At 36.6% G+C, this 13,481-nt stretch carries 9 protein-coding genes; 5 read left to right on the forward strand and 4 right to left on the reverse strand.

What is annotated here, in order from left to right; all coding sequences use genetic code 11:
* Position 1 precedes the first annotated feature (1 nt).
* Complete coding sequence (locus I6J03_RS10750; protein ID WP_003012007.1) at positions 2-1,483, forward strand: SusD/RagB family nutrient-binding outer membrane lipoprotein; 1,482 nt, start codon at positions 2-4, stop codon at positions 1,481-1,483.
* Between the two features lie 14 nt (positions 1,484-1,497).
* Complete coding sequence (locus tag I6J03_RS10755) at positions 1,498-2,001, forward strand: hypothetical protein (RefSeq protein ID WP_003012009.1); 504 nt, start codon at positions 1,498-1,500, stop codon at positions 1,999-2,001.
* A 379-nt stretch (positions 2,002-2,380) separates the two neighbouring features.
* Here the strand turns inward: I6J03_RS10755 and I6J03_RS10760 are convergent, their stop codons facing one another.
* Both I6J03_RS10760 and I6J03_RS10765 read right to left on the reverse strand, forming a co-directional pair.
* Positions 2,381-3,724: a M12 family metallopeptidase gene (locus I6J03_RS10760; RefSeq protein WP_201694362.1), complete on the reverse strand. Its 1,344-nt coding sequence runs from the start codon at positions 3,722-3,724 to the stop codon at positions 2,381-2,383.
* Positions 3,725-4,010: 286 nt separating this feature from the next.
* Entirely contained in the window at positions 4,011-5,315 is a 1,305-nt protein-coding gene (locus I6J03_RS10765) for a M12 family metallopeptidase (protein WP_201694364.1), read from the reverse strand.
* Between the two features lie 592 nt (positions 5,316-5,907).
* Between I6J03_RS10765 and I6J03_RS10770 the strand changes: the two genes are divergently transcribed.
* The 3 genes from I6J03_RS10770 (at position 5,908) to I6J03_RS10780 (ending at position 11,744) form a co-directional block, all read left to right on the forward strand.
* Positions 5,908-9,153 carry a SusC/RagA family TonB-linked outer membrane protein gene (locus I6J03_RS10770; RefSeq protein ID WP_003012019.1) on the forward strand — a complete coding sequence of 1,082 codons (3,246 nt, stop codon included), beginning with the start codon at positions 5,908-5,910 and terminating at the stop codon, positions 9,151-9,153.
* 11 nt (positions 9,154-9,164) lie between these two features.
* Complete coding sequence (locus I6J03_RS10775) at positions 9,165-10,694, forward strand: RagB/SusD family nutrient uptake outer membrane protein (RefSeq protein ID WP_003012020.1); 1,530 nt, start codon at positions 9,165-9,167, stop codon at positions 10,692-10,694.
* A 204-nt stretch (positions 10,695-10,898) separates the two neighbouring features.
* Positions 10,899-11,744, forward strand: a complete 846-nt coding sequence (locus tag I6J03_RS10780) for a hypothetical protein (RefSeq protein WP_003012022.1) — start codon at positions 10,899-10,901, stop codon at positions 11,742-11,744.
* A 22-nt stretch (positions 11,745-11,766) separates the two neighbouring features.
* Here the strand turns inward: I6J03_RS10780 and I6J03_RS10785 are convergent, their stop codons facing one another.
* Positions 11,767-12,162 carry a hypothetical protein gene (locus tag I6J03_RS10785; RefSeq protein WP_002999855.1) on the reverse strand — a complete coding sequence of 132 codons (396 nt, stop codon included), beginning with the start codon at positions 12,160-12,162 and terminating at the stop codon, positions 11,767-11,769.
* Between the two features lie 146 nt (positions 12,163-12,308).
* Positions 12,309-13,370 (reverse strand): Mrp/NBP35 family ATP-binding protein, encoded by a 1,062-nt coding sequence (locus I6J03_RS10790; RefSeq protein WP_003012024.1) that lies wholly within the window; start codon positions 13,368-13,370, stop codon positions 12,309-12,311.
* Positions 13,371-13,481 lie beyond the last annotated feature (111 nt).

Here is a 13,481-nt window from a genome sequence, read left to right on the forward strand (position 1 = left end):
GATGAAAAAAATTAAGATAAAAAAGAATATACTATATACTACTTCATTAGTAGTACTGTTGTCTGCCGCATCTTGTAATAAGTTTTTAGATGTTAACGATACACCTAATAACCCATTGGATGTTCCGGCAGCGACTTTGTTACCTACTGGTTTAGCAGGTACAGCCTTTGCTAATTCAAATGAATTAAATCGGTTCGCTTCTACAATTATGAGTGTTACAACTGGTGCAGGAGGAAGTCCTCAAAGTTATGATCGTTACATTATCGATGGGGATGATTTTGCGAATCAGTGGAGTTCAGAGTTATATGGAGGGGCATTGATTAACTACAAAAAGTTAATTGACAAGGCAAATCAAACTAATGGACCAGCATATGCAGGAATTGGTAAAATTATGCAAGCATTAACATTTGCTATGACTACCGATATTTGGGGTGATATTCCGTATTCTGAAGCATTATTAGGAGAAGCTCAGGTAACTACTCCGAAACTGGATACTCAGAAGGATATATATCTTGGTAATTCTGCGGCAGGAATTAAGAGTCTGTTTGACTTAACAAAAGAAGGATTGGCAGATTTGGAGCAAACTAGTCCATTGAAACCTGGTGTCGATGATATCGTATTCCAAGGGGATATTGCAAAATGGAAAAGAGCTGGAAATTCTTTATTACTGAAGCTGGCTATTCAGATTAGTCTAGTAGAACCGGCGAAAGCAAAATCTGTAATTGACGAAGTAATTACAAAAAATCAGTATATAAATGCTAATACGCAAAACATTGCTGTAAATTTTGGTGGACAAGTAGGAAGCCAGGCTCCAATCTGGACTCTTTCATTTAACTCGTTGTTTCAAAATGAAATACTGATTAGTACACGTTTTGTAACGTTATTACAATCTCTAAATGATCCGAGATTACCACTTTTTGTAACTCGTCCTACAGGAAGTTATGTAACTGCAGATAATGGTTTTGGCGGTACATTCCCTCCATTCGAAAGTCGCTCAAAATATAATAAATATGTAACTGGAGCAAATGGGGAAGGTCCTACACGATTGCTGACATATGCTCAAACGTCATTTATTTTGGCTGAATCAGCATTAAGATTGGGAACAGCAGGAGATCCGCAAGCATTATATCAACAAGGAATTCGTGCTTCTATGAGTGACGCAGGTATTTCTGCAACAGATATTGACCTGTATTTTACTTCAAATCCAACTATTGTTTCATTAACTGGTTCGACAGAACAGAAGATTGAAAAAATAATAACACAGAAATATATTTCTCTATTTTCTAATGGATTAGAGCAGTGGAATGATTGGAGAAGAACAGGTTATCCACAATTGGCACTTCACCAGAATGCTGGAGGTGTTGACGGACAACCACCTGTAAGAGCTATATACTTAAACAGTGAACTGCAAAGAAATCCTAATTTTCCACAAGGAAGTAATGTACCACAATCAAATGTTAAGGTTTGGTGGGATGTAAATTAATAAGAACTATAGATATGAAAAATATTATAAAAATAATTCTGCTTTTTGTTTCGGTAATATTAGTCTCATGTGAGAAGGATTACACCGAATTTTATAAAGATAATCGTCCCGAGATACCGGTAACATTTCCGGGAGCAACGACCCATGGTTTTAATCCATATATTTCAGTTCCTCTTAGTGATGGAAAGATTTCTTTTACATTAAGCATTCCTTCTTCTTCTGGTAGAAGTATCAAGGAAATAAGTAAAGTATTAGGAGGGGCAACTTCTATAAATGCTGGTGGTGTAAGAACAGGTACGTATATTAGTCAACCGATAGCGGGAAATGGTACTACCGTAGTTTTCTCTACAACTATTGCAGATTTTAGATCAAAAAGTGCTGCTAATAATAAGTTGGTACAGGATTTTATAAATAGTGCAACAGCAACTACTTTGCAAATTGCGTTTATGTATTTGGTTACTTTAGACAATGGACAGGAAATAATTCCTGTTCAGAGTCAGGTCTGGATTACAAAGTAGTTTATTTATTAACAAAGTAATTCAATATTTAAATTAAATAATGGAAGAGTGGCGATTTTAATTGCCACTCTTTTCTATTTTAACAGTTTGATAAGTGTTTTTGTGAAATTATTTAAGTATGAATCATTATATACAGATTCTTTCTCCTCTTGAACCAAGTCGCTGGACCGTTAAACATGGCCTCAAATTTCAATGTATATTCCCGTTCAGAGTAAGTATTCATTGGTCTAGTGATTTTGATACCCTTTATCTACAATATAATTTCCTTACTAAATAAGTATTACTATTAAATACAATTTTCAATATAAGTGCTCATTTTCAGATTCAGTTTGAAAAACCCTATACTATCCATTACTTTGTTCAATTCATTTAGACTATCTTAGAAGCCGTTTATTCCACCTCCATTATTAGGGGTGACTGTGATAGTCTTATTAAAAGAAAAGAGTGATTCTCCACATTGATTGGAGGCTTTTACAGAAAGACTTATATTTTTACTGCTGTTGCCAATGATTCTGGGAATTGCTAAGACTATGCTATTATTGCTTTGCTCTGTAATTAGTACACCGGGCATTCCTGAGACATTCCATTGGTATGTATTTCCTGGTACAGCATCTACCTGATAGGGGTAAAGTGAGTATCCCTGAGACGGAGAATTTATACTTGCTTGTCCGATTATGTAAGAAGTTGGAGATATGGGAATTCCAATAACTATATCTTTGGTATAAGCATTTCCATTGAGTAAAGATTTCAATGTAACTGTTCCATTTGCATTACCAATTCTGGTAATTCTATACTGGTTATTTCCCAATGAAGTCACATTGGCAATATTTGTAGCATATTGAAGAGTTACTGAAGTTCCACTGGTGACTGTATAAATTCCGGAATTGCAGATCGAAGATGGCGGACCGTATAAATGTGCCAGTCCTTTTATATCACCTAAGGATAGTGAATCCCGTTGCCTTTGCCATTCTTGTCCGTTTTTCTTTTCCATAATTCCATTTGATGAATACATCATAATAGAATTAAAGTCAAAGATTCCGACACCTTTAGCTAACGGATTGATCTGATATTGGTATCGGGTGTTTTTATCGTTGTAAGGGATTCTGTCCAGATACACATTGATGTATTGATCTCTGTCAGGTCTGTTTTGTTCATGAAAGAATCCGAGAGAATGTAATATTTCATGTGCTATAGTTCCGACAGCATGGGATGCTAAAATATAAATTTCTTTACTATAGGATTCCATGCCAACATGATTCGATTCCGATGTCCCTGCGTTGGTATCATAAATGGTTACATAATTAGCTTGGTTTGTTCTTTCCACAAATTTAACACTGGAATTGGCAGCTATCCAGGACATCGCCTGCAAAATTTCTGTTCTTCTGGAAGATACGATTTTGTAGTACCAGATACCATTCGGCCATTTCTTTACCACATCATCTAGGATAGCGCTTCTTTTGGCTGTACCCGTATTTTTACGAGCAAGATCTTTAAGTATATTCAATTGTCTCTCACTTAGTACTTCATCATCTGAGATATAGTATTTTCCATTTTCCTGTTTAATAAGGACTTCATTGCCATTGATCATCAGTTTTTGAAAAGAAGTTGTATCTATCTGCGTTTGGTTGTCTGGAGCAGCGTTAATGTCTCTTCTGCAGGAGTTGAATGATATGATTGCTGTCACTAATAATAGAGACGCTGCAATAATTTTAATTTTGTTCATATTGTTGCTTATATAATTGTCCAAATAAAGGATAAGTAAGAATATTAGATTCTACGCAAACTTCAATGATGTTTTAAGAAGATTTGTTCACTTCTTTTGCATGTTATTTAAGGTGGCTAAAATGTGTGTGATAAAATTTTACAGATTGCTAAACTTAAAATAAATTGAGATTATAAACCGGATGTATTTTCTAAATACATCCGGTTTTGTTTTTATTGTAATTGTTATCGACTCTTCAAGATTAGGTGCTAAATAGATGCATGTAATCTTACAATTTCTAAAAGTATTAAGGATAAACCGTTATGTATAGATTCTTTCCTTCTACTAATCCACATTCATTTTGATATACAGCTTCTATTAATATTTGTTTAGGTTTCATATTATTTAACATTGGTTTAGTCTGTATTTTTATATAATTACCTTCAACACTATAATCTTGTAAAAATGTTCCACTGGCCTTGAGACGAGTAACTTGACCAGTAGGAACACCGCCAAAATTTAATTGATATTGGTATTCCTGATTAGAGTAAACAGTCGTTGGTCCGGTGATTTCAGAGATCCTCGATCCACCAATATAAATCTCCTTACTATAAGCATTTCCATTGAGTAAAGATTTCAATGTAACTGTTCCATTTGCATTACCAATTCTGGTAATTCTATACTGGTTATTTCCCAATGAAGTCACATTGGCAATATTTGTAGCATATTGAAGAGTTACTGAAGTTCCACTGGTGACTGTATAAATTCCGGAATTGCAGATCGAAGATGGCGGACCGTATAAATGTGCCAGTCCTTCTATATCACCTAAGGATAGTGAATCCCGTTGCCTTTGCCATTCTTGTCCGTTTTTCTTTTCCATAATTCCATTTGATGAATACATCATAATAGAATTAAAGTCAAAGATTCCGACACCTTTAGCTAACGGATTGATCTGATATTGGTATCGGGTGTTTTTATCGTTGTAAGGGATTCTGTCCAGATACACATTGATGTATTGATCTCTGTCAGGTCTGTTTTGTTCATGAAAGAATCCGAGAGAATGTAATATTTCATGTGCTATAGTTCCGACAGCATGGGATGCGGAAATATAAATTTCTTTACTATAGGATTCCATGCCAACATGATTCGATTCCGATGCCCCTGCGTTGGTATCATAAATGGTTACATAATTAGCTTGGTTTGTTCTTTCCACAAATTTAACACTGGAATTGGCAGCTATCCAGGACATCGCCTGCAAAATTTCTGTTCTTCGGGAAGATACGATTTTGTAGTACCAGATACCATTCGGCCATTTCTTTACCACATCATCTAGGATAGCGCTTCTTTTGGCTGTACCCGTATTTTTACGAGCAAGATCTTTAAGTATATTCAACTGTCTCTCACTTAGTACTTCATCATCTGAGATATAGTATTTTCCATTTTCCTGTTTAATAAGGACTTCATTGCCATTGATCATCAGTTTTTGAAAAGAAGTTGTATCTATCTGCGTTTGGTCTTTCGGAGCTGTGTCAATATCTCTTCTACAGGAGTTGAATAGCATAATTGCTGCTAATAGTAATAGAAGTTTTTCTGCAATTTTATTTTTTTTCATATACTATACGTTTAGGTGTAATTAATTTGCTTAAATGTATTTTAAATAAATTTATTTAATATAAACGACATTATCAAAATGTTGTAGTTTTATTTTAAAAAATAATTATTTAATCGATTAAAAGACAGTATATCTATGTTATATGTACGTTATGATTATTGGTCTTCAGGAGAATTTCAATTAATTGAAGGAAGGCTAGAATGGGATCGTGGTGAGAATCTTTTGACGTAAATATCATTCTGATTTACACAACTTTAATTGTATAAAAACGGTTTCTATACTTGCATGTCACAACGGTAGTAATACAAACAATTATTTTTTATATATTTTGCTAAATTGTTTTTTTGTTATTTATTTATAATCAATAGCTTATAAATAGATGAAGTATAGGCTATAATAGTTTTTTATGCAATTATTTGTTTTTCTCGATTTTAGCTATATTTTTGCGCTTAACATTTTTTAACAGTTGCTGACGACGACCTCATTAACTACTCTTTTTCGATATTTTTTGAATATAAATTCTCAAAAGGAGCCAACATTCGTTGCTTAACTACCGTCCCGTTGTGGACATTTTTTTAATAAACATAAACATATGAAACAAAAATTACTCAGTTTTATTCTTGTGTTTACTCTTTTTATCGGAGTTTCACACGCACAGGATTTTACAGTAAAAGGGAAGGTCACCTCTTCCTCCGATGGCTCGGCTATCAGTGGAGTATCCGTAATAGTACAGGGGACTAATAAGGCTACACAAACTGATGCTGATGGTAACTACAGTATTTCTGCAACTGCCAATTCATCTCTGGTTTTCAGATTCGTCGGATTTGCAAGTCAGACTATCAAAGTCACGCGCGCGATGCAACTAAATGTCGTCATGAATAACGATGAGCATGCGCTTGAAGAAGTTGTAGTGGTAGCCTATGGTTCAGCTAAGAAGGAATCTTTGACGGGTTCTATTTCTTCCATCACTTCTAAAGACCTTGAAAAAAGACCTATTACAAATGCTTTGGGTGCTTTGGAAGGATCTGCTGCAGGTATACAGATTAATAATACTTCCGGTCAGCCCGGTTCCGAACCCACGATCAGAATCCGTGGATTTTCATCTCTGAACGGATCTAATGACCCTCTGTATGTTGTAGATGGTGTGCCTTTCGGAGGAAATGTATCCGATATTAACCCTAATGATATCGAAAGTGTATCCGTATTGAAAGATGCTTCTTCATCTGCCTTATATGGTAGCCGTGCCTCAAATGGTGTAATTATTATCACGACCAAGAAAGGAAAACTTGGACGCTCTCAGATAAATGTGGGTACAGACCAGGGGTTTTATTCCAGAGGTATAGCCGAGTATGACAGATTGAATCCAAATCAGTTTATGGAAGCCATGTGGCAGGGTTTCAGAAATAACCTTTTGACAAGTAATCCAAAGGATTATCCGACAAAAGAATTAGCCGGAGCACAGGCTACTAAGGCTCTGATCAGCGATTATTTAAAATTGAATATTTACAATAAGCCGAGTGATCAGTTATTTGACAGCAATGGTAAAATGGTAAGTGATGCACAGATATTACCAGGCTATCAGGAAGATTTAGATTGGATGGGTGCTGTAGATCGTTTAGGCCACCGTCAGAATTACAACATTGACGGAAGCAATGCTACAGAAAAAAGCAATATTTATTTTTCTACCGGATATCTGAAAGAGAAAGGCTATATAAAAGGGTCAGATTTCTCCCGTTTTACAGGGCGTGTCAACGCCGATCTGAAAGCTAAGGAATGGTTTAAATATGGAATGAACCTATCCGGTTCTCATCAAAATTCAAATCTGATCCCAGCGACAAATGATGATGAAAGTTCCTATTCAAATCCATTTAATTATGCCAGAAGTATAGCTCCGATTTATCCTATTCATTTGCATAAAGCCGATGGTTCATATGCACTGGATGCTGCCGGTAACAGACAATATGATGAAGGTTCAGATACCCGAATGCAATATATGGGGCGTCATAACATTTGGGAGAATGAACTGAACAGCTATAATACTATACGCAGCACCCTGAATGGTCGTGTCTACTTAGACTTTTATTTTCTAAAAGATTTTAAATTCTCCGTAAACGGGGACTTAAATTTAAGAAACTCAGAAGACCGTAATTATTATAATGCTATTATTGGTGATGGTATGGGGAATAAAGGTAGAGGAGTAAGAAGAATCTATCGTTATAAAAATTATACTACTCAACAGTTATTGTCGTGGGATAAGGATTACGGAAAGCATCATATAGATGTGTTGGCTGGTCATGAAAATTATTGGTATAACCGTACTTATCTGTATGGATTTAAGACTACAGAAACATTTGCGGGTAAGCCGGATCTTAATAATTTTACAAATATTACCAACTTATACGATTATCAGCAAGAATACAGAACGGAGAGTTTCCTTTCAAGAGCACGTTATAACTACGATAATAAGTATTTTGCGGAAGCGTCATTCAGAAGAGACGGATCTTCCCGCTTTTCTCCTGAAAACCGTTGGGGTAGCTTCTGGTCATTAGGAGGTAGCTGGTCTATCTCTAAGGAGGACTTCTTCAAAGATGCTCTTAACACGGTAAACAATTTGAAATTAAGAGCTTCTTATGGTGAAGTTGGAAATGATGAGAGTGCCGATTATTATGCACACCTTGCATTGTATAGCATTGCACAAAATGCAAATGTAGCGGCTTTATACCTTTCTCAGAATGCCGCCAAAGATTTGATCTGGGAAACGTCGAGTTCTTTCTCAGCGGCTTTAGAAGGTAGACTTTTCAATAGAGTGAACTTCATGGTGGAGTATTTTGATAAGCAATCACAAAATTTGATTTTTGATCTTAATCTTCCGCTTTCTGCAGGAGCAACGTCCAATACAAATGCAGTTTCTACTATCACCAAAAATATTGGTTCGATGTCTAATCGGGGAATTGAAGTTACTTTCGATGTGGATGTAATCAAAAATCAGGATTTCAGATGGAATGTCGGAGCGAATGCGACCTGGTTGAAAAATAAAGTATTGGCCTTACCTGAGGAAAACAGAAAGAATGGTATCGTAACCGGAAACTTCAAGTGGATGGAAGGACATGGCCGGTACGATTACTGGTTATGGCAATTTGCCGGTGTTGATCAGATGACTGGTCAGTCCCTGTATCTTGCAGATACTGAGCGTTTCAATGTCAATGGATCTGCCCCTGGAAAAGATCCTATTCCGGCTGCTGATCTGATTGAGATCAATGGTAAGTACTATGTTACGAACCCATCTTCTTATGGTAAGAGAGACTGGTCAGGAAGTGTTATTCCTAAAATGAACGGTAGTTTTAATACGCTGTTTACCTACAAGAATTTTAGTTTATCCGGATTATTTACCTACGCCATCGGTGGTAAAACTTTTGATGAATCATACAGAATATTGATGAGTATGTCAGGTACACCAAGCTCGTTGCATGCCGATCTGTTAAACTCATGGAATGGTACTCCTGAAGGAATGACTGCTACATCAGCAAACAGAATTGACCCTAACGGAATTCCGGGAATTAACTTCTCACAAAGTAATTTTAATAACTTCACGTCCACTCGATTCCTGAAGGATGCGTCTTATCTGGTTATCAAAAATATAGCAGTTAGCTATTCTCTTCCAAAAACATTTGTTAACAGATTTGATTTATCTTCTGTTTCGGTAAATGCCGGAATCGAGAATCTGGCTACTTTTACAAAGTTAAAAGGAATGAATCCGCAACAACAATGGAACGGAATCAGTACCAATGCTTGGGTGACTCCAAGAACAGTATCAGTAGGAGTGAAAGTAGGATTATAATACAAACGAACATGAAAAACACAGGTTTTATAAAAATATTAGCTTTAGGAGCTTTGTTCCTGGCTTCTTGTAATAAGGATTATTTAGATACCGTACCTACAGAGAAAATAGGTACACCCACCGTATTTGAGACAACGGCCAATGTAAAGCTTGCCGTAAACGGTCTGGCAAAAATGATGACTTCACAATACCTGGAGTCACAAGGTTTTAATGGTGAAGGAACTATAAAGATGTATTATGGTAATTATCCGGGAAACCATTTCTTTGTCAACTTAGGCGGTTGGGCAGCTATTATCAATGCCGGATATAATGAGAATGTAACAAGTATTTACTTGTATTATCCATGGTATTACTACTACAAAATCATTGGTAATGCCAACATCATTATTCACTCTGTGGATGCTGCTACAGGTCCGGAAAGCGAAAAACAATTTCTTAAAGCACAGGCACTGACATACAGAGCCTACAGCTTTATGATGCTTGCGCAGATTTACGGATACAGATGGAGTGATTCTAATAACGGAAGTACTTCGGGATTGATTTTGCGTACAGATATGTCAACAGGAGACAAAGCATTATCTACTTTAGGAGAATCCTATGCGCAAATATATGATGATCTTAATACTGCATTAGCATTATATGAACAGTCCGGATTGAAAAGAACTAAAAACTTTGAAGTCAACAAGGATGTTGCGTATGCTATCTATGCACGTGCAGCCTTAAACAAACAGGATTATATTAACGCTGAGAAATATGCAAAATTAGCCGTTCAGGATTATCCGTTGATGTCTGTAAATGACTACAAAGCAGGATTCAGCACACCAAATGCAGAGTGGATCTGGAGCAGCTATGGCGCGTTGGATGAGAATTTACATTTTTATTCATTTTTCTCTTATATCGGATATAATTCGAGTGCAGGTGCAGTAAGGAATACACCAAAATGTATCAGTAGAGAGTTGTTCAATAAAATTCCTGCTACGGATATCAGAAAAGGTTTGTTTTTAGATCCTAAAACAGATGCTTATACAACAAGTACAGGTGTTGCAGGAGCTGCTTTGAAAGCAAGAGCTTTTCAACTGTTCCCGGCTTTGCAATCAAATGCTACAACTTATGCTTATATGCAGTTTAAACTTAAAGCAACAGATATGCCGGGTGTAGGTAATTTGAATCATTTCCGTTCATCTGAGATGTATCTGATCGAAGCAGAAGCTAAATACTTCCAGAATAAACCCGCTTCAGAAGTACAGACAGTGTTGAATAATCTGACTGCTAAGTCCGGAAGAGATGCGCAGTACAATGCAACTGCCACAGGAGAAGATTTGCTGAAAGAGATTAAAAAGTATAGAGCAATCGAATTATGGGGAGAAGGTTTCGATTGGTTTGACATGAAGAGATGGGGAGATTCAATTGATCGCAAAATATATGCAAACGGAGGAAACTTTATAACCGACCTGGCAAAAGTTATCACACCGGAAAAAAATAACAAATGGACATGGAGAATTCCCCTTCGTGAGTCAGATTATAACGGTGCTTTAGAGTAATCTATTGACAGATAAGGTTAATTTTAAGGCCTTTCGGAGTTTTCCGGAAGGTCTTCTTTTTTGAGTCTTTAATAAGTCTAGGTAATACCGTCCAATGTTAACTGAAAAATAGTTTACAAAAGCTTAATATTAAAACAAGAGTCGTCATATAATAAGTATTATATTTTTTATTTAACTTACCTTGAAATTAAGTAAAGTTTGGATATGAAGGCATTAAAGTATTTTTCAGCTGCGCTGTGCACTTTGTTTATATTAAACAGTTGTTCTACTACCTATTTAACAACCATTGATAGTCAATCTCTTTCCAAAGATGAAAAATCAGGGAAATTTGTGTTTGAGAATGACACGATTAAAATAGAGTATGGATTTAATGGGCAGAACACCAGTGTACACACCCGTATCGCTAATAAGTTGGGTGTGCCTATTGCTGTGGATCTTGGAAGTTCTGCATTAGTGGTAAATGGTCAGGCCATCAGTTATTTAGGAAATGATGTTAAATTGAATGCACGTCTTAACGCAGGTTCCTGGACAAGTGGTTATGATCTTGGTAACGGCCACAGCGTAGATTATTCTTCAATAAGCGGAAATGTCAATGGAAGTGCAACATTACCTAAAAGTATGCTCTTCGTTCCGCCCCATTCCTACGTTGAAAATAACTTCCTGTCTTTAAGACGTCAGTTTGGGTCACTTTATAACAAACCCTTATCTCAAAAAGTGAATATTACGACTATAGACGGAAACCTGATGCCTGCACGTTTTGATTCCTTTTCCGTAGATGCTACGCCGATGAACATGGAGAGTTACCTCACATTTGCAATCGTGGATAAGGTCAATAATAAGGTAGAAACAAAGACTACAACTCAAAAATTCTATGTTTCCAGAGTAATGACAATAAAAGGCGTAAGTCAGCTGAATATTCCTGAAATATATATGCGCCGTAATGATGTGGCGACAAGTGGCGATAAAAGCGGAGCAAATCAGTCCGTACTGGGAGGAAGCCCGGCTAATGATAAACAGCCAACAACAACTGTAACTTCATCATTTGAATAGCTTGCTTACGAAAATCACAGATCTATTTCAATAGACTCATTTTCTTTTCGAATGCGGTTATGTAGGCAATGTATACCTGATTTTCAGTAATAAATTCCTGTGGCTTGGCGTCAAAGTGTGCATAAGCATAGAATTCAAACATTTTAATCAGAGAGGTGAAATTAATAAAACGGGATTCTACATTTTTATTCTCGTAATTGTCGGATTCCATAAACACCTTTATCTGACTGTGATTGAAGCCCAGATAGGGGATACTATTGCTTTTGTCCGTTTTATAATAAAAAAGAGGCGTTTCTATTTCATTTACAAATAAGCCGATACCTAACTTCGTTTCAGCAGAATAGAATGACCGGATGGAAACCGTATAATTGCCAATAGCTCTTTGATATACATCATATATGATATTGATTCTTTCCATAGAATTTTCAGCAACTAGAATAGGGAAGTCAGATGTATACTAAAGTTAACAAAATATTTTATTATCACCAAACTTACCGGCCTGATAAAAGCGCCTGTGTCTGGTGATAATAGGATAGGTGCGGATTGTTAAGCATTAAGCCGGGCTTAATGTCGGGCCAGTTCAATCGATAGCTGCTGTGCAGTACGTCCTGCAATATCCAGGAAAGCTGCGCTTACGGGATCATCTTTATCCAGTAATATAGGAAATCCATTATCACCGGCATCCGAGATTCCCTTTACCAGAGGTATTTCTCCGAGAAAAGGAACATTATTTTCCTGGGCTAATCTCTTTCCTCCATCTTTTCCGAAGATATAGTACTTATTATCCGGTAATTCGGCAGGTGTGAAATAAGCCATATTTTCGACTATTCCCAATATCGGAATATTAATACCTTCCATCATAAACATGCCTATACCTTTTATCGTATCTGCTAGCGCAACCTGTTGAGGGGTAGTCACAATGACTGCTCCGGATATAGGATACGTCTGTGCAACGGTAATATGAATATCGCCTGTTCCGGGAGGCATATCTACAATCAGGTAATCCAGTTCCCCCCAGTCAGCGTCATTGAATAATTGTTTAATAGCTGATGTGGCCATAGGACCTCTCCAGGGAATGGGTTGATTTGGATCTGTGAAAAAACCAATGGATAATAATTTAAGATCAAACTTCTCAATCGGTAAAATTTTTGTTTTACCATCTGCTGTTTGTACAGATTGAGGCTTGGCTCCTTCCAGTCCAAACATTATAGGCACAGAAGGACCATAAATATCGGCATCCAGAAGTCCTGTTTTTGCTCCTTTTTCAGCTAAAGCAAGAGCCAGGTTTGCAGCAACAGTAGATTTTCCTACGCCACCCTTTCCGGATGCGACCAGAATAATATTTTTGATACCTGAAAGCTGATTACCTTCACGACTCGTCACATTGGAGGTCATATTGATGTCTACAGCTATATTTTTATCCACAAACAAGGCTATCGCATTGCGGCAGGCATGCTCAATATGCCCTTTAAGCGGACAGGCAGGTGTCGTCAATACAACATCAAATTTTATCTTATCCGGAAATATCTCGATATGTTGAATCATATGAAGTGTTACGAGATCCTTTTTTAAATCCGGTTCTTCTACATGACTCAGGGCATTTAATATCTGTTCTTTTGTGATCATATCTATGGTATCAAACTACAAAACTAACTATTGCAAAACATAATCCTGTCATTTGGATGTTTTTAAAGTGCAAATTTGATCTTACCTCATTCTTTTGTGGCGTGTCGATAC

It is taken from the genome of Sphingobacterium spiritivorum (assembly GCF_016724845.1).
Classification (GTDB): domain Bacteria; phylum Bacteroidota; class Bacteroidia; order Sphingobacteriales; family Sphingobacteriaceae; genus Sphingobacterium; species Sphingobacterium spiritivorum_A.